The organism is Companilactobacillus kimchiensis (assembly GCF_001438805.1).
Lineage (GTDB): Bacteria > Bacillota > Bacilli > Lactobacillales > Lactobacillaceae > Companilactobacillus > Companilactobacillus kimchiensis.
In genome coordinates, this window is the sequence record NZ_JQCF01000010.1 from 21871 (window position 1) to 45095 (window position 23225).

A 23225-nucleotide genomic window follows, 5' to 3' on the forward strand; every position below is an offset into this window, starting at 1 on the left:
TTAATTTTCTGATGATTGTAATTCATATAATTCTGCATAATGACCACCAGCAGCCAAGAGTTCTTCATGGGTTCCCCGCTCAATAATACGACCCTGACTCAAAACCAGAATTTGATCTGCATCCTGAATGGTCGATAAACGGTGAGCAATCGCAATGGTCGTTCGATCATCACGCATTTTTGCCAAACCTTTAGTAATACTCTGTTCCGTTTGAGGATCAATATTTGCCGTCGCCTCATCCAAAATCAAAACTTTTGGATTTCTCACAATCGTTCGGGCAAATGAGATTAATTGACGTTGACCTGTTGAAAAACTGGCCCCACGTTCAATGACTTTAGCATGATATTTTCCCGGTAATTTTTGAATAAAACTATCAGCATCAACAAACTGACCAGCCTGTTCAACCTGTGCATCAGTAATCTGCTCATCAAACATACGAATATTCTTAGCAATATCACCATAAAATAGATATGGCTCTTGAATTACCAAGCCTAATTTCTGACGCAATTCTTTCGTTGAATAATCACGAATATCATGGTTATCCAACAGAATCTGACCCTCGCCAAACTCATAAAATCTCAATAACAAACTGATAATTGAACTCTTGCCACTCCCGGTATGACCAACAAAGGCGACCGTCTGTCCAGGTTCAACTGTAAAGTTAATATCTTTTAGAACTGGCTTCCCTGGCACATAACTGAACGTCACATGGCGGAATTCAATCTTTCCTTCAACAATTTCAGCTGAGCTTTCCTCATTTTGAACTGGAGCATTGGTATCATTATCAAACAACTTCATGATCCGATATCCGGCCACTAGTCCATCCTGGAAGAAAGACATGTAATTCATGACATCTGATAACGGATTGAAGAAATTCTGTTGATAAGACAAGAAGGCATATATGACACCTGCTTCAACTAAAGTATTCATGCTCTGCCAACCAAAACCACTCAATGAAATAACCTCTGCCAGTGTAAACATCAAACTGATAGTCGGATAAAGCAAGAACGCATTAACATTGATCATCTTATTTCGCATTTGGAAATAAGCTCCATTACGGTCTTCAAATTCGGACGTCATTCGTTTTTGCTGTCCAAATTGTTGAATTATATTAATTCCCATTAACGATTCATTCAGTTTCGTATTAATTTGGCTCAAATATTCTCGTAAATGTTGATAAATTTTAAAACTCAAACGTTGATATAACCAAACTAAAAAATACAAGACTATTACAAACATTACTGTCGCCACAGCCAACACGACATTAACCGACAGCATTGCGATAAAAGCTGAAACCATGGCAAAGAATGCTACGAAAATCATCAAAAATAAAGTCCAAAAATTATAGAGTGTCTTCGTATCATTAGTCACCCGTGACACAATTGATCCAGCCGGAGTTGTGTCAAAATAATTTAAACCCAAAGTATGTAATTTATGAAATAATTGGCTTCTAATTTTTTCTAACGTTCGTTCAGCTCCCATAGCAAAAGCAAATTCTTCAATAAATTGAATAATCGCCTTGATGATAGTTCCCAAAGCATATAGCAATGCAAAACTAATAATGATCTGCATACCGGTACTTTGGTGAGTCAAGTAATGATCCATATAGAATTGCAACATTCTTGGTAGCATCACATTAATGACACTCAAGAGAACGGCAAAAACAATGGCGATAAAAAATTGGCGTTTGAATAACCAAGCAAATTTAAATAAACGTTTTAAAACTCGGTGTTGATCCTTTTTAGACAAGGAATGAATTTCATCCAAGGTCTTCTCGTTCTCATTTTTCATTACTCAACCTCCCCTCAAGTTCAGCATTCTTAGCTTGTAAGTTAAAGGTATCAGCATACCAACCAGCTTGATTTAGTAGCTCTTGATGTGTTCCCTTTTCAACAATCGTGCCATCAGCCACTACAATAATTTCGTCAGCATTTTCAACTGAACTCAAGCGACTGGCTGCGATAATGGTTGTTCCATGACGACGATTATCGGCAATTCTAGTTTCAATATTTCGTTCAGTTTTCGAATCAACCGCTGACAAAGAATCATCCAGAATCAATAACTTTGGATCACTCAAAACTGCTCGAGCAATGGCTAAACGTTGTTTCTGACCACCAGATAAAGACACTCCTAATTCACCGACCTGGGTATCATAGCCATCAGACATCTGGCTAATATCGCCATCTAAGTCAGCAATGTGAGTAGCCGATTCAACCTGCTCCTCAGTTGCCTTAATATTGGCAAATCGCACATTGTTTCGAACATCAGTTGAAAACAAAAAATTAGTTTGTGGTACATAGCCAATCGTATCCAAATAGCTATTCAAATCATATTTACGAATATCAATTTTACCGACATTAATGGCACCATCGTAATGATCAAAGTCACGCATCAATAGCCCAATAATGGTTGATTTACCACCACCAGTTGGACCAACGATACCCAACGTTTGACCAGCATTCAATTTGAAATGAACATTTCTTAAAGCTGTCGCCTGATCATCTGGATAATGGAATTTATCAATTGCAAAGTTGATCGAACCATTAGGAACTGTCGTAAATGCATTCTCAGTTTTAACTAAGGATGATTTTTCGGCTAATAATTCATCAATTCGGTCATAACTAGCTGAACCACGTTCCAAAAGGTTAAACAAACTCCCGACAGCATACATTGGCCACATTAATTCAGCCATATAAGTGATGAAAGAAACTAATTGACCAATCGTAATCCGTTGATTTAATACCGCTAGACCACCAAAAATAATCGTTAAAGTATAAGAGATCCCCATAATCAACGTCGTTAGTGGATCAAACATTGCATCCAGACGATATGAGCGTTTATTAGCTTTGATATTTTCATCAACGTACTTGTCAAAATCAGCTTCGTCTTCTTTTTCTTGTCCTAAAGCTTTTAAAACTTTAATACCAACGATACTTTCCTGAGTTTTATTATTGATATTAGAAAAAGCTGCTTGTGAATCTTTAAAAGCTGTATGAATCTTGCCACCTAAGACATTTGCCATTAGCGCCAGTAATAACAATGGCAATACTGCCATTAAAGTTAACCGCCAATTAATAAACAAACCCATAGCTAAGATCATTGAGGTTCCCGTGATCAAGGAATCAGCCAAGGTTAAAATACCTGGACCTGCCACATCACGAACCGCATCAATATCATTAGTCGCATGAGCCATCAAATCACCTGTTCGCCATTTTTGATAAAAGGTGCTATCCATTTTCATAAAATGCCGGAACAAACGACTCCGCAGTTCACGTTCCAGAACATAAGAACTACCATAGATCATTTTTTGCCATAAAAACCGTAATAAATATTGTAAAATGGCAACGACAAATAATATCGTCATATTTATAGCAAGATATCTAGTTGTCATATTTTTTTTACTGACCGTATCCACGATATTTCCAATAATCCGTGGTGGTATCACATTACAAATTGCTACTAAAATCAGTGCGGTCACACCAATTAAATATTGTTTCCATTGGCGTTTAAAAAACCAACTTAATCGAGAAAAAATCCCCATAATTATCTCACCACCTAAAATCCCTATCATAACTTTGATAACAACTTTACACCCTAGAGTAGACTTTAACTCAAGCAAAAGGTCTCAGTTTTTTTAATGAAAACGGCTACATAGTGAATGATTTTTTTAAACAAAAAAGGTTCCCTCTTATCTTACGGATTTTTCCTGTTTGTAAGATAGCAGAGAATCTTTTATCAATCAGTTAGCTTAAATATTTTGGTAGGAATACGTAATTTTATCAATAGTTGCAGATAAAAAGCCTTAAATTTCTTCACCAACTGCAGCATTATCATCATCAAGTAGTGTCACATCCCTGAATCTAATCTATCTAGGAATGATCTCAATTGTAGAGCTTTGTGGTCCTGCTTGAACCATTGGTGATAAATAAGAACTCCCCTTATACTTTTCTTCGTAACCTTGATCAACTAAAGCATTAACTCTATCATCATTAAGTTTTTCAAAAGTTACTTCATGATTTGATCCATCTAAAAAAATTCTACCGGCTTTTTGCTTGATTGCTGAATTATACCAGCGAGAATTTTGACCATTCCAAGCCCTGATAAATAATCTACCATCTGTTACTACTGACCAGATCCATGTTGGTGTTCCATAAGTTTTTCCATCATCATAAAATGGTGAAACTTGAAAATCATCGGCCTTTGAAAAATTTTGAAGCTGTTCTGCCGTCCATGTTTTTTTGTTCATAATATTTCTCCCAATTATTAAGGTCTATTTGTTTTCGACTTATATGCTATAGAATAAAGTTCAATTACTTTAATAGCTAATACTTATAATGCATTTAAAACTATACAAAAATGTAATAATAGCGACTAACCTTGATTACCAAGGTTGATTTGTTGGTCCAACGGTAAACTCACTAACATTTGTGTCATCAGGTTGATCAATTGCAAAGGCTACAACATTTGCAACTCTAGAAGGACTAATTTGGTATTTATCATAATTAGCTTGCATTGCTTTTGCTGCATCGGGGTCAGTGATCGTATCCAATAATTCGGTATGAATTGCTGCAGGGTAAATTGTAGCTGTTCGAATATTACTGTTTGCTTGAGCCGATTCCATTCTCAAAACTTCCATTAAATCACGAACCGCATGTTTGGTTGCACCATAGACACCAACCCCAGGATATGGCTTTAAACCTGCAACTGATGAAGTAGTAATAATGTGACCACCGTTTTGTTCTTTGAAAGTTGGCATAACTGCTGCAATGCCATTTAAAACACCCTTGATGTTGACATCCACAGTCTTGTTCCATTCGTCAGTCTTCAACTTATCAATTTCAGAACTTGGCATTAAACCGGCATTCAAGAAAATAACATCAACTTTGCCAAATTCCTTTTTAGCAGCTTCGACTAAGGCTTTACTGTCATCAGGATTGACAACATCAGTAATTTTGTAAATTGCTTCTCCACCGTTTTCCTTGATTTTATTCACAATTTGCTGAAGCTTGTCTTCACGACGTGCTCCCAAAACTAATTTGGCACCCTTACTAGCTAATAACATAGCTGTTGCTGCTCCAATACCACTTGATGCTCCTGTAATAACTACTACTTTATTTTTAATCATATTTATGATCTCCTATTTAATTTGACTTTCTATTTCATTTAATTCACTGTGAACCATTTTATTTCTTACTAAAATTACTGCAAAAGTTACTAATAACATGACAATTCCACCAATTGGCAACATTATCAATCCGCTTGAACTCAGCAGGATACCTCCGACACTAGTACCGATGGTCGTTCCGACATTTCCTAATGAGATGAATAATCCATTTGCAAGGTCCAAACTCTCTGGAATTGCCGCAGAAATCAAGTATTGTTGGATATTGTTACCAATTCCGTAAATCATTCCCCAAAGGAGAATAACTGGGAACATTAATAATGTTGATTGTGCTAAGGCGATAATTAATAAATAAACAACGATCATTAAAAATGGATAGATGATTACTAATTTACGCGGTGCACGTGATAGCACATTTCCAGCTATTAAGTTTCCGACGATACTCATTAAACCAAAAATGAATAATGCCAAACTCAATTGAGTCGCTGAAAAGTTACTTAATTGAGATAATAAATCTGAAACATATCCGTAGACAACGAACAAAACACTACCAATTAAAATTGTGCCTGCGCCAGATACCCAAAGTGATTGTTTAACTAGAACCTGTTGCACACTAGCTTTTTCTTTATCCTCAGTAGACGTAGTTTCTTTTGTATCTTGCTTTGGAAGAAGAAAGTAATTCAAAACCAAAGCGGCTAAACTGACCAAGGCGAAAAAATACATTGCTGCTGAATATGAAACGTTATTGGCAATCAACGTTGTAATCGGAGTACCTAAAACTGTACCAGCACTAACACCGATCATTACTCTTGAAACTGCTTTAGAAGCCTCACCCATATCTGAAACTTCAGCGGCAATCGTAAATGCCAATGAACAATAAACTGGATGCAATACTGCTGGTAGTAATCTGAAGAATAATGCCAATCCAAAGTTCGTAACTAAGCCACCCAAGATATTTGAAACGACGAATAATAACAACGTGGCCAGCATTATTTTTCTGCGATTAATTTTTCTGACAATAATTGGCATAATTGAACCGAAGATTGCAACTATCAAGGCAAACATACTGACGAACAATCCTGATGTAGCAGTTGACACTCCAAATCGTTGACTAATAATAGGTAAAATTCCTAAAATACCTACTTCAGTGTTCAAAATACTAAAAGTACCTATTGCTAATGTAAGAATCAATAATTTTTTATTTCTCATATAAGACCTCTTTTTTCTATGTGATTTATGTAAACTCATAAAATATCTATTTTGACTGTTTGACAACGTCATGTCTTAATCAATGACATTAGTATAAAACCTAATTTTGCACTTGAAAATTTACTATTTTGAATGCTAGTATAAATACAATTAATACTGGAGGCTTGATGATGATTGACTTTTATTTATTAGAAGCATTAGTGACATTCGATGAATATGGAACCCTTGCTAAAGCAGCCGAACACTTGGGTGTTACTCAACCGGCATTGACTCACGCCCTGAAAAACCTCGAGGAAAAATTGAGTGTACAACTATTCGATCGTAAGCCTAACCGACTTTACTTAACTGACACCGGTAAATATGCTGTTCAACAGGCCAAAAGAGTGATTGCTGCCAATTACAAATTCACCGATAAAGTCAAACTCTTTGAGCAGAATCAATCAACTATCACTATCGGAGCAAATGCTCCAGGTCCACTGATAGTTATCCGCTCATTACATCTGGAGAATCTTGTCGTTCAAGATGAACACGTTCAGCAGGATTTTGAAAAAGTACTTACTGAAGAACAATTAACTTGTCTATTAACAAATGAACCTTTAAACACTACCGAGATAAACTCAATTTTTCTTGGTAGTGAAAGAATGGCTGTCAACTTAACATCTGATAACAACCTAGCTAAAATTGAATCACTAAAATTTGCTGATTTAGCTGGTAATACTTTTCTATGCCCACAAGAAATAGGTTTTTGGAAGGATATCTATGAATCACAAATCCCTAATGGCAAATTTATCTATCAGGACCAATCAGCTGAATATAAGGAACTACTAAACTTTTCAAGTCTGCCATTTTTCACAACAAATCTAACTAAACTGGATCCTAACTGGGGTGATAATCTGCCTAATAATCGTGTATTTAAACCCTTAACGGATGTATCGGCGAATCAAACCTTTTACATTAGCTTCTTGAAACGTAATCAAAATAGATTAAAATCATTAATTCAAAAGGCTCAGGATCAATGGTCAACAGTTGATTTTTAACTCTAAAAACTTCTAATATTTAGACAAAAAAAGAGTATTACCTGCATTTAACACACAGGTAATACTCTTTTTTAAACATATTTTATTAAATATAATAATTTCAAAACATAAAACTAACACCTTAACTATCGAATATTAATAGTACAAATCAGTATTTTTAACATCATTGATAGTCTTAGTACCAGCGAGTTGCATAGTAATTGATAGTTCCATATTTAGATGTTCGATCACATCAGTAACACCTTGAGCACCACCGAGGTTCAAACCATAAATAATTGGACGACCAACAGCAACCAAATCAGCACCACTAGCTAAAGCCTTGAAGACATGTTCTCCACGTCTAACACCACTATCAAAGATAACGGGAACACGTTTATCAACACGATCAGCGATATCAGGTAGGATATCAAATGATGCTGGAGCACCATCTAATTGTCTACCACCATGGTTTGAAACCCAGATACCATCAGCACCGAATTCAATTGCTAAATCAGCATCATCAGGTGATTGGATACCCTTAACAATAACAGGAAGCCCTGACATATCTTTGATCTTTTGAATATCTGAAGGTACGATTCCTTGTTTGGCAGCAGCGTAAATTTCACCGATACCCTTACCTTCACCATCGCCTTCAGAATAAGCAGCTAAATTAGGCATTGGAAGTGGGAATTGGAACTTGTTGATAACGTCCTCTTCACGATAACCACCTAAAGTTGAATCAACAGTCAAGACAATAGCCTTAACACCGGCTTTAACAGCCTTATTAATCAAAAATTCATTAAATTTATCATCTTTACTCATATACAATTGGAAAAATTGTGGTGCATCAGGAGCAGCAGCGGCACCATCTTCTAAAGAAGTGCTTCCATAAGTACTCATTGAGAAAATTGAGCCGGCAGCAGCAACACCCTTAGCAGTATCCTTTTCCCCATTAGCATGGGCTAATCCTTGGGCAGCTGATGGTGATTCAATAATAGGAGTCTTCAAAGCAATATCCCACAAATTAGTGCTTAAATCAGCGTGGTCAATTCCTTGTAAAACACGGGGCATGATTTTAGCTTTATTGAAGGCAGCAGTATTTTCTTTCATGGTATATTCATCTTCAGCACCACCACGGATATAACCAAAAGCCCCCTTCTCATTACTCATATGATCTTTAACACGAGCCTCAAGACCAGCAATATTTACAATTTCAACATGGTTCTCAGCTGTACTTGCTTCATACTTTTTCTTCATTACAAATCCCGTCCTTTTAAGGTTATTTATTCAACAAAGATTAGTCTAACCTACCTTGCCAAAATATGCTGAGATTTGTTCCGGAATTATCAATTTGTTTTTCAATATTCATGAAATAATTTATTTTATATTAATGACCTAAAATGTTAAAAAAAATAACTGGTAATTTAAATTTTTTAACTACCTAAGATATTACTCAAACGAAGATAAGCGATAAAGTGAAATCCGATACCTGCTAGTAAAAAGATTGCCCCTAATGGGATCGAAAAAATTGAGGCAAGTATCGCCAAAACATAAAGTGACATACTGACTAACGGATCAAAACGGTTTTTATCAGATTCAGATTTGAGCATAGCATCAGATTGCAGTTCCGGATGTCGAGCAATATAACGATATAGAATATGAAACATGGCCGAAATAACCAAAGCCACTAAATCATAAGCGATAAAGGCTACTCTAATATCATTCGTGTTCCCCATGCTTAATGTATCAGCGACTAAAGCCATTGGATAATTAATTAAGGTGATACTAAATAACATCAACAAATTGATCAAATTCAAATTACGATCAATTGCCTTCAAAGCATTAAAATAATCATGATGAAATAACCATAACGTGCCAACATAAAAATAAGAAACTACATATGCTACCAAAATGGGCCATTGATGGATCATTGCTGTTAATAAATGACCAGTTTTAAATGCTGGAACAGTGAATTCCAATACCAAAATAGTAATCAGAATGGCAAATACTCCATCACTAAAAGCCAGCAATCGATCTTTCGTCATCTTAATCCCCCCTATTCCTCAGTTTTCAAAATTTTATTAAATAGAATCGGACAAACTAAACAAGTAATAATGGCTGCTAACGTGATTGCCCCTGATTGAGCCATGCTGATCAATTTAAGATTCCGACCAACTTGTAAAATTGGCAAAACCAAAGTAATCGTTGTGGCTGTCACAATTGAAGCCCCTGCAGCGTATCTTCTACCAAATCGTTTGCGAAAAACAAAATAAACAATTGCTTTAGATAATATAAAGGCCATTAGAAATATTGGAATCAATAATACAGCATCCCAATTCGTAAATAAGGTCCGCAAGTTTAAATTAACTCCTGTTGTAATAAAGAAAACTGGAATAAAGAAGCCATATCCAATCGAGCTTAATTTATCCTCTGTATCTGGTTTGGGTTTGAGCAATTTCATCACTGCCCCTGCCAAAAAAGCCCCCAAAATACTTTCAGCACCAATTTGTTCAGCGAAAGTCACTAACGTAAATATCAAAAAGAATGCTAATCTAATATCCAATTGTGTCGTCGCTTTGTCGATTTTATCAAAGAAGACGTAAATCCGATTAAACCGATGCAACAAAATAATAGCAATAATAAAAATCACTGGTAATCCTAAGACTGAAATGTAATGACGTTGTTGAACCGCTGAGTATATCGTCAAGGCTACTAACGGAATGAACTCTCCAAAAGCCGACGTTAATAAAATCGTTTGCCCATAATTAGTCTGTAACAGACCGACTTCTTTTAATAAAGATATAATTACACCTAATGCAATGGTACTGAAAAGAATTACTGCTAAAACAAAATCAGTAAAGATGCCTGTTAAATAAAGAACTCCACTCAACAATATCGACATAAATAAAATTGTCATAAACCCAGTGAACGAAGTTCCTAACGGTGAATAAATTGTTTTATCTTTTTTAGGCTCCAATAATGAAAAGTCAATCTCCATTCCACCTAAGAAAATTAAAATTATCACACCTAAATTAGCTATATACTGCACGCTGGTATCAGGACGAGCAATGTTTAAACCAGTTTTGCCAATAACGATTCCCATTAATATTTCCGATATGGCAGTTGGCATCCGTTGAATGTGAAATCTAGCCGTGATCAGTGGCGTTATCAATGCCGCAAATAATATAATGATCAATGAAAATTTTTCCATAATTATCCCCTTAATAATTTGATAATATAACAATTTAGTAAATATTAGTAATCAAAGCCCTTTAACTATTGATTGCAAACAAAAAGCCGGTAAAATCACCGACTTTTTTAATTGATCACAACTACTTTCCCGAAACTGTGATTGCTCTCTAAATATTTATGTGCCTCTCTGATCTCAGTTAATTTATAAACCTTAGTTGGTTTTACATTAACATTATATTTCTTGATATAATCCAACATTTCATTCAATTTAGCACTAGTAACTTCACCAGATGACAACGAGGTCAAATAGGCTCCATTATGAATATCCCCGATGGGGTCAAATCCATCCATATACCATTGGCCACCAAGTTCGCCGGTATTGCAGACGATACCACTTGGAGCAACGTGATTAAACGTATCCTTCAATGTGGCTGGACCAACCAATTCTAAGACCTTATTAAACATTTTCTTAGTCTTTAATTTGCCGTCTTTATCTTTAACTACAGCATCATAACCAGCATCGAGCAACATAGTTTCCTTTTGCATACTCCTAGCTGAAGCTGTGACTTTAACATTGGGATATTTAGCCTTGATCAATCTCAAGGTCGCAATCCCGACACCACTAGCACCTGAACGGATCAAAACTTTATCATCAGCTTGAAGATTCATTGTTTTTAAAGAACCATAAGCAGTATAAAACGTTTCAGGTACAGCCGCTAAATCCGTCCAATCAAGCTTTGTTTCAACTGGATAAATTTGTTCATTAGGCAATAAAACAAATTCCGCATATGAACCATCGAATGCTCGACCCATTTCGCCCATGATTGAAATAATTTTTTGACCTTTTTCCAATTTATCACTGGTACTCTTTTCGACTACACCAACACATTCAATTCCCAAGATACGTGGAAACTTCACACTAGGAGATTTGCCTTCACGAGTAAAAATTTCTGAATGATTGATTCCAAAACCTTTGACCTTGATCAATGACCAACCTGGTTTAACTTTTGGAGTTGGTACCTCTTTATATTTTAAAGCTTTGGGGCCACCAGCCTTTTTAATAACAACTGCTTTCATATTCTTCACTCCAAACTAAATAAACTCATATTAATTATATGATAAATCCTAAAAAAGTACCCATAATTGGTTTTAAAATTTGATTAATTTTAAATTAATATCTGGTTCGCTTTCATTTGTTTTGGAGACTATGATCATAGCCAATCCATTAAATAGTTTCACACTAGTCTTTCCACTCAAACTGTGATCAATTGGATTACCATTGCCTACTCCAATGATCCTGCCATTTTCAACTTGAATCTTTATTTCGTTGTTGGCAGAACTAAGTAAGTGGTCATTATCATCAAAGGCTGATATTTTATAAAGATTTGTTGTTGTACCTTCAAACAATTTATCACAGGTAATATTTTTTAATTCCATATTACTATACTGTGAATCAGATGCCACTTCTTGATTGTTTTGATAAGCTTTTACCACCAAAGAACCAGATTGATATTGAACATGCCAATTAACTTGTCCATCTTTAACTAATTGTTTACCAAAACTTTGGTGATTGATAAACAATTCCAATTCAGCAGCATTACTAAATGCCCGAACATTAGTCATCCCTTTATCATCAATCTCAATTTGTTTCTTATTCCAACTAGGCATGACATGAACCATCGGTTTATTTGTCCAATTAGCTTGATAGTAGTAATAATAATCTTTCGGAAAACCACAAAGATCGGCTATACCAAACTGTGAACTAATGGCAGGCCAACCAAATGGTGCCGGTTCCCCATAATAATCAAATGCCGTCCACAAAAATACTCCACCCATATAAGGATTCTCTTTCATATACTGTAAAGTTCTTTCTGGATGTGCCGTACCGCCTAACCCAGGATCACCTTTTTTTCTGATACCCGGTAAAACCATTGAGAAATATGATCCTAAATTATTACATTGACTTTTTTCTAGATTATCTTGATAAACTCCCCTAGTTGAAAAGTAAGACGCATTTTCGGTACTCATCATCGGCAAATCAGGATACCGCTGCTTTATTCGTTTGGCACTGGGACCCATTACTTCAGCTTCCGGATAATTCACACCTAAGACATCTAAATTTTCTAAATAATCTGCATTAAGTTCCCCACTTGGAGTTAACAATTCGGCCGATATAATTAAATGTTCAAAATCATATTTTTTTATTGTCCGAACTAATTTCGCAGCAATTCGGCTCCCTACTGCAGTGTTACCACTAAGTTCTTCGTTAGCAATTGACCAAAAAGCCAGTGATGGGTGCATGCGACTAGCTTTGACAGCCCTCTCTAAATCATTAATTCTCCAGGGAGTTGATTCCAATAATCTATTTTCATTAATTAAAATAACCCCGTATTTATCACATGCCTGTAGTAATTCTGGTGATGCAAAATGATGCGTGCTACGCCAGGCATTAACACCCATTTTTTTCATGAGTTTAACTTTATAATCAACAATATCTTGATTCAATGCTATTCCAACACCAGCAAAGTCTTGATGTTCACATACTCCGCGAAGTTGATACTTTGTTCCATTTAAGAAAAATCCTTCCGTTGTATATTCAAAGGTTCTAATACCAAACTTTTTATCAATCTCATCATTTGGAATAATAAAAGCGGCTTGATACATTTGGGGATTTTCAGGCGACCATAACTTTGGTGAAGTGACCTTAATCGATTTTTTAAAAGTATATGAGGATAGACTATTGATTGACTGTGGTTCAAATTGAATCATTGTCTGACCATCTAAAATAATTTTAGGGGCAATAATTTGGGTGTTCTCTGAATTATTTTCAACCATACATTCCAAACCTAATTCAGCATACGATGTCGTCAATTTCTTGGTATAAATATAAGCACTTGCTCTATTTAAACTAATTGATGCCTCTTGCTCTAACCAAACCGTCCGATAAAGACCAGCTCCCTCATACCACCAGCCTTCTGAACCAGATGTTTTATCAACCTTCAATAGAATTACATTTGTTCCTTCTGATCCATAATGAGCCATCTCTGAGATATCATAAGAAAATGCTGAGTATCCACTATTGTGACGTCCCAAATAGGCACCATTAAACCAAAGATCAGTAATTCCCATGACTCCTTCAAAATTGATCACAGTTTTGAAAATGTCAGAATCATCTTTAGGTAGTTGAAAAGTCTTTCGATAGTAACCAATTGAATCTGGCTTTGAACCGGTCATCGCTTTGTTCACGTCCTCAACATATGGTTCATCACGCTGCCAATCATGTGGAATATCAATCTTTTTCCAAGAATCATCCAATTTTGAAGTTAAATCAGTATCAGTTAAGGCCTTCAAGCCATTTGTTTCATTACCACCAGCAATTAATTTCAAAAAATTTCTTCCACCTTCACTAATGGGAAGTCTTGAACCTAATTCATTGGGCAATGGTGCTGTGTATCCGCCAAGCGCTAATGCTTTCTTGGAGATTTTTCTTGGTTGCTGTTGTAATTCTCCATAATGAAACAACCAGTCGTCATTCATATTTATTCTTTTATGCATATCATTTCATCCCTTCAGCTTAACTTCAGATTACCCAAATTTTGAATATGATATAATGTTTTTATTCAATAATTCGCAAACGCTTACTGTCATTTTCCAACTTGGTGGTGATAAATTTATGAAAAATCAGAATTTCAGTAAACTAAATAACACAGTTAATTCCAAAGGTTTAACAATCAATACAACCGAACCGATTTCTATTTTTTATAAAAAAAAGTCTGCTGATAAAATTCTTTACACTATGGTTAAAAATGGACAGATCAATTCATTCGAAGCCCAGGATTATCAAGCAATGCATCAAGACAAAGATTTTGAATTAATGTTTGTTTTACAAGGTAGCTTAACTAATTATTTAGAGAATCAACAAGTCTCCTTTAAAGCTGGTGAGGGCTGCTTTCTAAATCCTCAAATCAAACATACTGAATCTTTGGACAATAATTGCATGGTTATGTTTATTAATCTATCTGTTTCATTGTTAAGTCAATTATTACCGGAATTAAAAACCGATACTCAAATCTACTCATTTTTAAAATATAACTTAAAACAAGATAATAACTGGCAAAGAAATTATTTAAAATTCAGTCGTATCATGCCCTCTACTAATAAATCATTGGATATATTATTGGACGTGTTGCAACAGGAAATTGCTTCTCAAAAAATCGGCTCACATTATCTCCAATTAGGACTCATTTTAAGGCTTCTTTCGGAATTAAATGAAAAAAATCATTTCACCTTGAATAGTGTTTCATTTGAACTTTCTAAGGATGATTATTTAGTTGATCAGATAATTCATATCATTAAAAAGGGATATGGCTGTGTTACTCGACAGGAACTGGAGGAAAAGCTACACTACAATCCTGAATATATGAATCGTTTGTTAAAGGAAAGAACCAATCTAACTATCACTGGTTTTTCTCAAAAAATTAAAATTAATGCCGCTGAAGAATTTTTAACTACTACTGATCTAACAATTAAAGTTATTGCTGAGCGCCTGGAATTTTCTAGTGAAATCTATTTTTATCATTACTTCAAAAAACATGTTTTATTATCTCCCAATGCTTTCCGACAAAAATTTAAAATCAAAAAAGCAGCTAAACTCCCTTTCGAGAAATATTAGCTGCTTTTTTGTTGAGACATATAATAATATTTAAATTGCTAAACGCACTAATGCTAGAGAAATAATTCCCACAATCACAATCAACAATAATTTTTTCGTTAAAATCGCCGTCAAAACGGTCGGAATTGAAGCAATCAAGTTGGCATAGTCGATCTGTGGTAACTGACCTAAATGTTGCTTAAAAAGATTCTCAAACCACAATGCAGCCATAATGGTGATAGGAACAAAGCTTAGAAATTCCACAACCTTTGCAGATAAATTAAATTTTTTCAATAAGATAAACGGTAGAATCCTTGATAACAAGGTAACAATTCCACAAGCTATCAGCGTCCAAAACACAAATTTAGTCGATGGCATGTTTCAAAATCACTCCTAACCCACAGCCAATTAATGTGACCACTAAAATCAATAAGTCACTAGAAATAAAAATTAGTCCAAAGTATACTAATGGCAACATAACTGCCACAACCATCAATTGCACTTTCAATGAAATGGTTTTATCACTGATCAACTGTAAATAAAGCAAACCAATAAACATTGCCACCAAGGCAAAATCCAATCCTAATTTTTCGGGATCACTGATAATCTTGCCTAACATCGCTCCTACTGTCGTCGAAACTACCCAAACCAGATAAGCCATTAAATTGACAGTATTAAACCATTTAAAAGTTAATTTACCATCTGTGAAGTTTAATTTATTCATACTCAAGGCAAAACTTTCATCGGTAATTAAACTACCGATCAAAATATTTTCCACAAGTGAATTTTTCTTAAAAAAGTTTGCTGTGGTCATACTCATCAAAATCATTCGTGAATTAACCAAAAAAACTGATAAGACAATTGATACGATTGGCGTCCCGATTGCCAATAAACTAATCAAAATGAACTGTGCCGATCCTGCATACACGATCAAAGACATCAATGTTGCCATTAAAACGCTCATTCCCGCCGATGCCGCGACAATCCCAAATGAAAGCCCTATTCCAATGTAACCAAATACAGTTGGCAGGGTATCTTTTATGGCACTCTCGACACTCAAGCTGTCATCCATATACTCTCCCCCTAATTTCATATAGATTATTATAATAATTTTAATTTAGTTATATGTCAATTAGACAATAAAATCATTATATGTTATTAACATACTTTTTCACCCACTGGATCTTGGTTGATAACTGCTGATGAAATTACTGATTTCAATAAATTGAATCTTACCACTACGATCAACTGGGACAATTAACTTCAAATAAAAAATTACTACCGAATGAATAAGCGGTAGCAATTTTTTGATTATTTTAGCTGAAATACGGTCACATTTTAAAAGGCCATACGCGATTTTACTTTCAAATAACTATCTGACAATACTTCTCGTGGATTCTTAAGATAGATCACATTATCCGTATCGTAAATATTATCTAACTTATGCGTCGTGATAATCACTGTTTTTCCTTGTTCTGTCAGTTCCCGAAACCAATCAAATATCTCCTGAGCATGTTTCAAATCAACACCACTTTCTGGTTCATCAAAAATATAAAGATCTTTATCAATGATTGTATTGATGAATACTAAGAGAATTCTTCGTTCTCCTCCAGAAAGGTTCCCAAATTTAACGTGTAATATTTTTTTAATTACCACTGGAACCTTGAAACTAATAATTCCATGTAACTGTTTCATAAACTGTAAAATATCTTGTACCGTCAACTCAAAATTAAAATTATTACCTTGGGAAAGATAGGCTATCTCATTAGGCTTAGGAAAACCAATGAAATTATTACCTCGTTTACCATCCACATCAGCAATACAATCCAATAATGTTGATTTACCAACTCCATTTTCGCCAAGAATAAAGTTTAACTGACAATCTTCAAAATATAAATCAACTTGATCAAAAATCGTTCTAGTTCCATAAGTATAACTAAAATTTTCAATTTTCATCTGCTAGACCCGGCTTAATTGACTTTTAATCGATATTTTATCAAAAATAAAAAATCCCATAACCAAATACACAAACGTACAAGTCCCTTCAAATATCCCAAAAGCGACTGTTGTATAAGGTACATTGTAAAGTCCATAGATCAACTGAAAGGGATTAAAAACAGTTAAGAAATAATTCCAAGTCCTCTGTGGTCGGATGCCTAATAGGAAAATACCAATTAGCAGAAACAAATTAATTATCACAGTAAAGGTATTCTGTTTGACTTTTAAAATCAATAAACCTGACAGCATAGCGGCACATAAGAAAACTGCTAGAAACGACACTAGAAAACTATACAAAAAAGTCCATGGTGAAACTGGCGTAATAAATATCGTGACGACTAAATTAAATAGTAGAATTTCTACTTGAATAATCAATAACTGAACTAAAAAAGACGACATAACGACTGAAAATCGTGAACCGGCTAAATATGACAGTGTTTTTAGGAAGCCATTCTCACGTAATTGAATAACATTCATTAAAAAACCATTCAAAATCGTAGTAACTACAATGTAGGCCCAATAGAGATATAACACTTCATTGTCTCGAAAACTGGGTCCCTTATTAATAAAGACCATAATAATTGGAATAATCAGTGTGTAAAAGAAAACCATTTTTTCTTTTAAAGCAATTTTCAATTGTAATTTGAACATTGCCATATCATTTTCAAGCATAAAAACTCATCCCCTATAACGATTAAATATTTACTAATAAAATTAATATAGTTTAATGTTGTTGTCAATCGCCAGACTGATATATTTCAAAATGTCTAGTTTGAATAATTAAACACAAAAAAACAGATACATTTTTCGTATCTGTTTTATTTTTAAATATTTATTTGCCACCGCCAAAAATATGGTCTAAGGTATTGTTAAATTTCTGACGATCATTTACGGTATGTGGCTCACTACTCAATTGTAGTCCATCATGGAATGATCCCATCAGAAAGTCCCAGAATGTACCCATTAGGCCTAACTCTTCACGATCAGCTGGCGAAATGGTATAACGAATCTCTTTCTCATCACCGGCCATAACTTTTTGAACCCAATGTGGTTCTCGTAAGCTTTCACGCCCGATAGCAGCAAAATCGATTCCCTCATCAAGAACCTTTTCAGCATCTTTAGGTGTTTGAATATCCCCTACAACGATCAATGGCAAATCGCCAAGATGTTGTTTGATAGTTACATTTAATGGCGTTTCGACAGTCTTATCATTGAGTGACTTTCTCCAGACGCTCCCCATGGAAACATGTAGATAATCAATTGACTTAGTCTTTAAAACATCGATCAATTTCAAAGTATCATCAAAGCGGATACCTGGAGTTTCAATTTCCTCAGGTGAGCTCCGATATCCCATCAAGAAAGGTCGATCCGCATACTTATCGATGGCATCCTGCACTTCATCAATAACTGCCAATGGGAAAGCCATTCTCTTTTCAACTGAACCACCCCACTTATCGGTTCGACAATTAGAATGTGGTGAGAAAAATTGTTGAATCAAGTAGGTATTAGCTCCATGGATCTCAACTCCATCAAATCCTGCTTCAATTGCTCGTCTAGTGGCTTGACCAAAATCTTTGATTGTCTGTTCGATTTCAGCCTCACTTAATTCACGTGGAGTTTCCGAATTATTACGAGTTGCTTTTACCGCACTAGCACTAACTGGTTGTTGTCCTCGCAAAATAGCCGTTGAAGACATCCGACCAGCACTAAAGATTTGTAAAATAGCCTTTGTACCATTTTGATGCATAGCTGAGGCCAACTTGGTTAACCCAGGAATAAATTTGTCGCTAGCAACACTTAACTCACCCTCAAATCCCTTACCTAAATCATTAACATTAGAAGTTGCGGTAATAAACAAACCAGCACCACCACTGTGAATTTGATAATAACGCAATTCGTCAGCTGTAACTTCACCATTTGAAAAACTCATTTCCTCTGTCATTGGTGGAATCACAACCCGATTTTTCACGGTAATACCTTTTTTCTCAAAAGTATAAGGTTCCAAAAATTTATAATCTGTCATCACAAAATCCTCGCTTTCTAATTCAGATTATCACAACGACTACATTTGTAAATTATTATCACTTATAGTTATATTATCCAATAATTTTTTCCATATTATACCAAATTTCATTGCCATGAATTGAATCCGAGATACCTATATTTTGATAGCCATTTTTTTCGTAGAATGGTACCCGATCTAATAAACAAGTTAAAGCAATACTCGTTCGTTTTAACTGTCGCGCTTGCTTTTCAAATTGTTGTAAAAGTTTACTCCCGATACCTTGACCACGAAATCTGGGACTGATAGCAATCGTTAGAATCATTTGATGACCACCAGATTCTCGATTGCTTGAGATATTTTCATACATTTCATCACTAACAAATCGGTCGTTTACTGCCGGTCCACAGACAAAACCCAAAATATTTCCAGCATCATCTTTAGCGACAATAAAATTACTCCCTAAATTTAAAATTCTATCTTGATAACTAGCACGACTACCCGCCTCAGCAGCATTAAACCCAGCTTGTTCAATTGCCATAATGGCGTCTAAATCATTTAATGTAACTCTTTCAAATTCCATAAAATATACCTCTCTATTTCTAATATCATACCAAGCTATATTTTTAACGTTAAATAAATTTCCTCAATAAAACTACTTAACGAAACAAATTTAACTATCATTCAGATTGAAAAATCCCTGGTAATAATGAGTTTTAACAATATTTATAATTTATTCGAAAAAAATCCAAAAAATAATTAGTGCATTTTCAATAAAAATCGGCTATGATATTGAAAGCAAAAATTTTAGAGCCGGGGATAAGCCTATGAATTACTTATTACTTTTAGTATCAATCGGTTTTGAAGTCTTAGGAACTTCACTCTTAAAGAAAACAGACGGTTTCACCAACTTGTGGCCTACTATTGGCACATTAGCTTCATATTTTATTTGTCTGTTTGTTCTTTCACACGTTTTGAAAAGACTACCTTTAAGTTTAACTTACGCTACTTGGGGTAGCATTGGATTGATACTCGTAACTATTGCAGGAATAGTTTTTTACCACGAATCAGTTTCATTAGCATCAATTGCGGGACTCGTTCTAGTAGTCTCAGGCACTGTTTTGATCAATGTCTTTTAATTCAAATTATTAAAAAATGAAGTGTGATTATAAAATCACACTTCATTTTTTTATCTCTTATTCTTTCTGTAGATCAAAATTACACTGCCAGCAATCACAATCAAAATTGCAATACTACCAAGAATGATCCAGATATCCTTGGAGCGATTTGGAACCGTCTTATTGAGTTTAGCATTTTGTTCGCTAGTAACTGTAAAGTTCCGTTTCAAATTCCAAGAATTTTTATTATTGTTAGCTTTCACACTAAGATCCATCGTATAAGTTCCGGGTTTTAAACGTTTGTTCTTATTAGCACCAGTGACAGAATTAACATCCACAGGATAATCGAAATCACTATTTGGAGCCATAGACATTTTTGCCTTATCAGCCTTCAAAATAATCTTAGGACTATCCTTGGGGGTAACTTTTGCATCAACCGTAACATTTTTTTCAATTGTTGGTACATCGTTATCCATTTCAGCATCAACATAAACTTGACCACTCTTAACTGCTTGAAAAGCTTTGACCAATTTAAGATCAGGCTTAATCGTAGCTGTATTTTGTTGTAATTGTAAGCCTAATACATAATTATATTTATTTTTTAAGGAAACGCCCTTTGGTAACTTACTATCATTAGCAACCTGATCATTTTCTTCAACAAATATACCGCCTAATAATTCGCCAGTAAATTCACTCTTAGGGGCTGTCAGATCAATGGCAACTTCCTTCGAGGATCTAGCATCAACGGCAACTGTCTGCGGATAAGTTGCTAATTTTTCAATATTATCTTGTAAATCACTATCTGGTGCAATGTTATGTAAATTATAATCAATCACCCCATTAACATCGGTTGTCGCACGATTGACTAAAACCTTATACGTATGATTATTAATATCATCATTATTAATTTTAAATTTAATTGTCTCCTTTTGACCAGGAGTTACTTTCAAATCATAATAACTAATATTTTTATCGATCTGATTACTAGCTGGTTCAGGTGTAATACTGTAATTCACTGGTGTTGCTGCTGCAGCGTTGACGGTATTTTCAGTAACCATAAAAGTTAGTAAAAAGCTTGTACAGAACATTAGAAAAATCAGTAGATTCTTTTTCAAAACATTACCTCCCCGAAAAAAAAGAAGTGGCATATTTAATTAATATACCCCTCCTCAATTAATTTTAAGCTGGTGCGTTAGCTAAAGTCCAAGTCAATGTTGAACTATAAGAGCCTCCAATATTACCAGCTGGTACTGCAAGTGAAGCGTCGGTTGGTTCATATGAAGCGGTGAAAGAACCAACACCTGCACCAGCAGCTGCGTTCAAAACAGTTACAGGAGCACTAGAAATTGGTGTTGTACCAGTAAATGTAGGTAATGTTGAAACGTTATCCGCATCATCGGCTTTAACTGGAGTTGTTGAACTGTCTGCTACTGACAATTGAGCATTCTTCAAAGTAGCACCACCCGTTCCAGCAGTAAATGGTGAATCAGCTACTGAAACCGACCAACCAGTTGGTTCACCAGGGTTAGCAACTTGCAAACCACCTGTAATGGCAGTTGATTTGTAAGTAATATCGTCGGCACTTGAATCTACGGTACCAAATGCAATCCCAGGTTCACTCTTAAGCATTACTGGTTGTGGCGTAATAGTCGCCGTGGCACTTGTAGTTGGCGGTGTCGTCGTAGCAGCCTTAGCCTCAAGTCCACCAGCCCCAATCGAGCCAATTCCTAAAATTGCTGCACCTATTAACAAACTATTCTTTAACATTTTTTTCATTATATTTCCCCTCCATATCCGATAAATTATCGATATGAATTAGGACCAATCTACAAGATAGCCTTTTGGTCTAGGATCCAAGGGAATGACACTCTCATACCATCTTTATTAATGGAGATTTCTTTATCTCCACATTCAGTTATATAATCATTCTAGATACCAAGCAATCATAAGCACCGCATATTTCTGATTTTATACAGAAAGTAAATTATAATAAATATAACAATAATCGAAGAGGACTAAATCAATGGATGAACCGAATTTAACCAATAATTTAATGATCAATATTGCTAATATCATTTGGAGTTTTGATGCTACTAATAAAAAGGTTTTAATTCTATTGGTTAAAAATTCTCTAGGCGTTGATGCTGACAAATGGGGTTTACCCACAACATTATTAAGAACCAATGAAAATGCTGAAGAGGCATCTCTTCGTTTAATTCGTGAAAAAATCGGTATTAAGTTACCTGATTTTTATACTGAACAGTTAGCTACTTTCAGTAATGTTAATCGAATTATCGATCATCGGGAAATCGCCTTAACATATATGACCTATTTGCCGCATCCATCAAAATTAACTGCAGGTTATGGGGCCAAAGATGCTGAATGGTTCAAAGTTGACTATTTACCTGACCAATACCTGTTAAGTCATCATGACTTAGCTTTCAAAACTTTAAGCACTAAAATATCGGAAAAAGAATTTTATAAAAATATTCAAGAATATCATGATACCAACCAATTGGCCGCTGATCACTCCTTAATATTACGTTTAGCTTTTCAAAGAATTACGAATCGGTTAGATTATTTACCAACTATTTTACTAATTTTGGGTACCAGTTTTACTCTCAAAACAGCTCGAGAAGTCTATGCTACCTTTTGGAAAGAATCGGCTAAAAGCATTGATAACTCAAACTTTCGCAAAACTCATGCCCATCTTTTTACTGAAGTTGGTTTGGAACACGGTAAGAGTGGCCGTCCAGCCAGACTATATAAACTAGCCTGATTACTTGACCCAAAATAAGACTAATGCTAGTCTTGTTTTACACTATTTAAGGTATTTCTTACCTTTAATAAAAATAGTTATGTTTTTATATAATTCTGGGAGGTATTTATTGTTTTGAATACAGAAGTAAAGGATAAA

At 34.9% G+C, this 23225-nt stretch carries 22 protein-coding genes; 4 read left to right on the top strand and 18 right to left on the bottom strand.

Features of this window, described 5'->3' with window-relative positions; all coding sequences use genetic code 11:
- From IV57_RS06520 to IV57_RS06540, 5 genes are all read right to left on the bottom strand, one after another.
- Positions 1-1791, bottom strand: coding sequence for an ABC transporter ATP-binding protein (locus tag IV57_RS06520; protein WP_057880702.1), 1791 nt, complete (start codon positions 1789-1791; stop codon positions 1-3).
- Entirely contained in the window at positions 1781-3541 is a 1761-nt protein-coding gene (locus IV57_RS06525; RefSeq protein ID WP_057880703.1) for an ABC transporter ATP-binding protein, read from the bottom strand. Before IV57_RS06525 ends, IV57_RS06520 begins: the two co-directional genes overlap by 11 nt.
- 324 nt (positions 3542-3865) lie before the next feature.
- The gene (locus IV57_RS06530; protein ID WP_057880704.1) at positions 3866-4246 is read right to left on the bottom strand and encodes a DUF2255 family protein; all 381 of its coding nucleotides are present in this window, start codon (positions 4244-4246) and stop codon (positions 3866-3868) included.
- Positions 4247-4381: 135 nt separating this feature from the next.
- Positions 4382-5125 carry an SDR family oxidoreductase gene (locus tag IV57_RS06535; protein WP_057880705.1) on the bottom strand — a complete coding sequence of 248 codons (744 nt, stop codon included), beginning with the start codon at positions 5123-5125 and terminating at the stop codon, positions 4382-4384.
- Between the two features lie 12 nt (positions 5126-5137).
- A complete protein-coding gene (locus IV57_RS06540; RefSeq protein WP_083488918.1) occupies positions 5138-6403 on the bottom strand; it encodes an MFS transporter in 1266 nt (421 codons plus the stop codon).
- Positions 6404-6498: 95 nt separating this feature from the next.
- Here IV57_RS06540 and IV57_RS06545 point away from each other — a divergent pair, with 95 nt between their 5' ends.
- Positions 6499-7368, top strand: coding sequence for a LysR family transcriptional regulator (locus IV57_RS06545; protein WP_338025658.1), 870 nt, complete (start codon positions 6499-6501; stop codon positions 7366-7368).
- 135 nt (positions 7369-7503) lie between these two features.
- Here the strand turns inward: IV57_RS06545 and IV57_RS06550 are convergent, their stop codons facing one another.
- The 5 genes from IV57_RS06550 to IV57_RS06570 form a co-directional block, all read right to left on the bottom strand.
- A complete protein-coding gene (locus IV57_RS06550; protein WP_057880708.1) occupies positions 7504-8604 on the bottom strand; it encodes a lactate oxidase in 1101 nt (366 codons plus the stop codon).
- 176 nt (positions 8605-8780) lie between these two features.
- Positions 8781-9392 (bottom strand): TMEM175 family protein, encoded by a 612-nt coding sequence (locus tag IV57_RS06555; protein WP_057880709.1) that lies wholly within the window; start codon positions 9390-9392, stop codon positions 8781-8783.
- Between the two features lie 11 nt (positions 9393-9403).
- Positions 9404-10558: a cation:proton antiporter gene (locus IV57_RS06560; RefSeq protein ID WP_057880710.1), complete on the bottom strand. Its 1155-nt coding sequence runs from the start codon at positions 10556-10558 to the stop codon at positions 9404-9406.
- A 107-nt stretch (positions 10559-10665) separates the two neighbouring features.
- Complete coding sequence (locus IV57_RS06565) at positions 10666-11616, bottom strand: zinc-binding alcohol dehydrogenase family protein (protein WP_057880711.1); 951 nt, start codon at positions 11614-11616, stop codon at positions 10666-10668.
- A 72-nt stretch (positions 11617-11688) separates the two neighbouring features.
- Entirely contained in the window at positions 11689-14094 is a 2406-nt protein-coding gene (locus IV57_RS06570; RefSeq protein WP_057880712.1) for a glycoside hydrolase family 2 TIM barrel-domain containing protein, read from the bottom strand.
- Between the two features lie 118 nt (positions 14095-14212).
- On the opposite strand from IV57_RS06570, the gene IV57_RS06575 reads away from it, so the two are divergent.
- The gene (locus tag IV57_RS06575) at positions 14213-15211 is read left to right on the top strand and encodes an AraC family transcriptional regulator (RefSeq protein ID WP_057880713.1); all 999 of its coding nucleotides are present in this window, start codon (positions 14213-14215) and stop codon (positions 15209-15211) included.
- A gap of 30 nt (positions 15212-15241) precedes the next feature.
- On the opposite strand, the gene IV57_RS06580 is transcribed toward IV57_RS06575, so the two are convergent.
- From IV57_RS06580 to IV57_RS06605, 6 genes are all read right to left on the bottom strand, one after another.
- Positions 15242-15568, bottom strand: coding sequence for an AzlD domain-containing protein (locus tag IV57_RS06580; protein ID WP_057880714.1), 327 nt, complete (start codon positions 15566-15568; stop codon positions 15242-15244).
- Positions 15555-16262 (bottom strand): AzlC family ABC transporter permease, encoded by a 708-nt coding sequence (locus IV57_RS06585; protein WP_057880715.1) that lies wholly within the window; start codon positions 16260-16262, stop codon positions 15555-15557. The genes IV57_RS06580 and IV57_RS06585 overlap by 14 nt, the downstream gene beginning before the upstream one ends.
- 266 nt (positions 16263-16528) lie before the next feature.
- Positions 16529-17146, bottom strand: a complete 618-nt coding sequence (locus tag IV57_RS06590) for an AAA family ATPase (protein WP_057880716.1) — start codon at positions 17144-17146, stop codon at positions 16529-16531.
- A gap of 3 nt (positions 17147-17149) precedes the next feature.
- Positions 17150-17860, bottom strand: a complete 711-nt coding sequence (locus IV57_RS06595; protein ID WP_057880717.1) for a hypothetical protein — start codon at positions 17858-17860, stop codon at positions 17150-17152.
- A gap of 160 nt (positions 17861-18020) precedes the next feature.
- Positions 18021-19211, bottom strand: coding sequence for an NADH-dependent flavin oxidoreductase (locus IV57_RS06600; protein ID WP_057880718.1), 1191 nt, complete (start codon positions 19209-19211; stop codon positions 18021-18023).
- A 73-nt stretch (positions 19212-19284) separates the two neighbouring features.
- A complete protein-coding gene (locus tag IV57_RS06605; RefSeq protein WP_057880719.1) occupies positions 19285-19773 on the bottom strand; it encodes a GNAT family N-acetyltransferase in 489 nt (162 codons plus the stop codon).
- 244 nt (positions 19774-20017) lie between these two features.
- On the opposite strand from IV57_RS06605, the gene IV57_RS06610 reads away from it, so the two are divergent.
- Complete coding sequence (locus IV57_RS06610; RefSeq protein WP_057880720.1) at positions 20018-20329, top strand: DMT family transporter; 312 nt, start codon at positions 20018-20020, stop codon at positions 20327-20329.
- A gap of 50 nt (positions 20330-20379) precedes the next feature.
- On the opposite strand, the gene IV57_RS06615 is transcribed toward IV57_RS06610, so the two are convergent.
- Together IV57_RS06615 and IV57_RS06620 are read right to left on the bottom strand one after the other, a co-directional pair.
- Entirely contained in the window at positions 20380-21423 is a 1044-nt protein-coding gene (locus IV57_RS06615) for a WxLIP family cell surface protein (RefSeq protein WP_057880760.1), read from the bottom strand.
- 64 nt (positions 21424-21487) lie between these two features.
- Complete coding sequence (locus IV57_RS06620; protein ID WP_057880721.1) at positions 21488-22084, bottom strand: WxL domain-containing protein; 597 nt, start codon at positions 22082-22084, stop codon at positions 21488-21490.
- Between the two features lie 247 nt (positions 22085-22331).
- On the opposite strand from IV57_RS06620, the gene IV57_RS06625 reads away from it, so the two are divergent.
- Complete coding sequence (locus tag IV57_RS06625) at positions 22332-23087, top strand: NrtR DNA-binding winged helix domain-containing protein (protein WP_057880722.1); 756 nt, start codon at positions 22332-22334, stop codon at positions 23085-23087.
- The last annotated feature ends 138 nt before the right edge of the window (positions 23088-23225 follow it).

What these genes read in the sequence shown, in the direction of transcription:
- IV57_RS06610 (WP_057880720.1), top strand. Translation starts at nt 20,018, where the DNA reads ATGAATTACTTATTACTTTTAGTATCAATCGGTTTTGAAGTCTTAGGA.
- IV57_RS06570 (WP_057880712.1), bottom strand. Translation starts at nt 14,094, where the DNA reads ATGCATAAAAGAATAAATATGAATGACGACTGGTTGTTTCATTATGGA.
- IV57_RS06605 (WP_057880719.1), bottom strand. Translation starts at nt 19,773, where the DNA reads ATGGAATTTGAAAGAGTTACATTAAATGATTTAGACGCCATTATGGCA.
- IV57_RS06540 (WP_083488918.1), bottom strand. Translation starts at nt 6,403, where the DNA reads ATGACGTTGTCAAACAGTCAAAATAGATATTTTATGAGTTTACATAAA.
- IV57_RS06545 (WP_338025658.1), top strand. Translation starts at nt 6,499, where the DNA reads ATGATGATTGACTTTTATTTATTAGAAGCATTAGTGACATTCGATGAA.
- IV57_RS06560 (WP_057880710.1), bottom strand. Translation starts at nt 10,558, where the DNA reads ATGGAAAAATTTTCATTGATCATTATATTATTTGCGGCATTGATAACG.
- IV57_RS06565 (WP_057880711.1), bottom strand. Translation starts at nt 11,616, where the DNA reads ATGAAAGCAGTTGTTATTAAAAAGGCTGGTGGCCCCAAAGCTTTAAAA.
- IV57_RS06595 (WP_057880717.1), bottom strand. Translation starts at nt 17,860, where the DNA reads ATGCTTGAAAATGATATGGCAATGTTCAAATTACAATTGAAAATTGCT.
- IV57_RS06575 (WP_057880713.1), top strand. Translation starts at nt 14,213, where the DNA reads ATGAAAAATCAGAATTTCAGTAAACTAAATAACACAGTTAATTCCAAA.
- IV57_RS06530 (WP_057880704.1), bottom strand. Translation starts at nt 4,246, where the DNA reads ATGAACAAAAAAACATGGACGGCAGAACAGCTTCAAAATTTTTCAAAG.
- IV57_RS06550 (WP_057880708.1), bottom strand. Translation starts at nt 8,604, where the DNA reads ATGAAGAAAAAGTATGAAGCAAGTACAGCTGAGAACCATGTTGAAATT.
- IV57_RS06525 (WP_057880703.1), bottom strand. Translation starts at nt 3,541, where the DNA reads ATGGGGATTTTTTCTCGATTAAGTTGGTTTTTTAAACGCCAATGGAAA.
- IV57_RS06585 (WP_057880715.1), bottom strand. Translation starts at nt 16,262, where the DNA reads ATGGATGACAGCTTGAGTGTCGAGAGTGCCATAAAAGATACCCTGCCA.
- IV57_RS06620 (WP_057880721.1), bottom strand. Translation starts at nt 22,084, where the DNA reads ATGAAAAAAATGTTAAAGAATAGTTTGTTAATAGGTGCAGCAATTTTA.
- IV57_RS06600 (WP_057880718.1), bottom strand. Translation starts at nt 19,211, where the DNA reads ATGACAGATTATAAATTTTTGGAACCTTATACTTTTGAGAAAAAAGGT.
- IV57_RS06555 (WP_057880709.1), bottom strand. Translation starts at nt 9,392, where the DNA reads ATGACGAAAGATCGATTGCTGGCTTTTAGTGATGGAGTATTTGCCATT.
- IV57_RS06580 (WP_057880714.1), bottom strand. Translation starts at nt 15,568, where the DNA reads ATGCCATCGACTAAATTTGTGTTTTGGACGCTGATAGCTTGTGGAATT.
- IV57_RS06535 (WP_057880705.1), bottom strand. Translation starts at nt 5,125, where the DNA reads ATGATTAAAAATAAAGTAGTAGTTATTACAGGAGCATCAAGTGGTATT.
- IV57_RS06625 (WP_057880722.1), top strand. Translation starts at nt 22,332, where the DNA reads ATGGATGAACCGAATTTAACCAATAATTTAATGATCAATATTGCTAAT.
- IV57_RS06520 (WP_057880702.1), bottom strand. Translation starts at nt 1,791, where the DNA reads ATGAAAAATGAGAACGAGAAGACCTTGGATGAAATTCATTCCTTGTCT.
- IV57_RS06590 (WP_057880716.1), bottom strand. Translation starts at nt 17,146, where the DNA reads ATGAAAATTGAAAATTTTAGTTATACTTATGGAACTAGAACGATTTTT.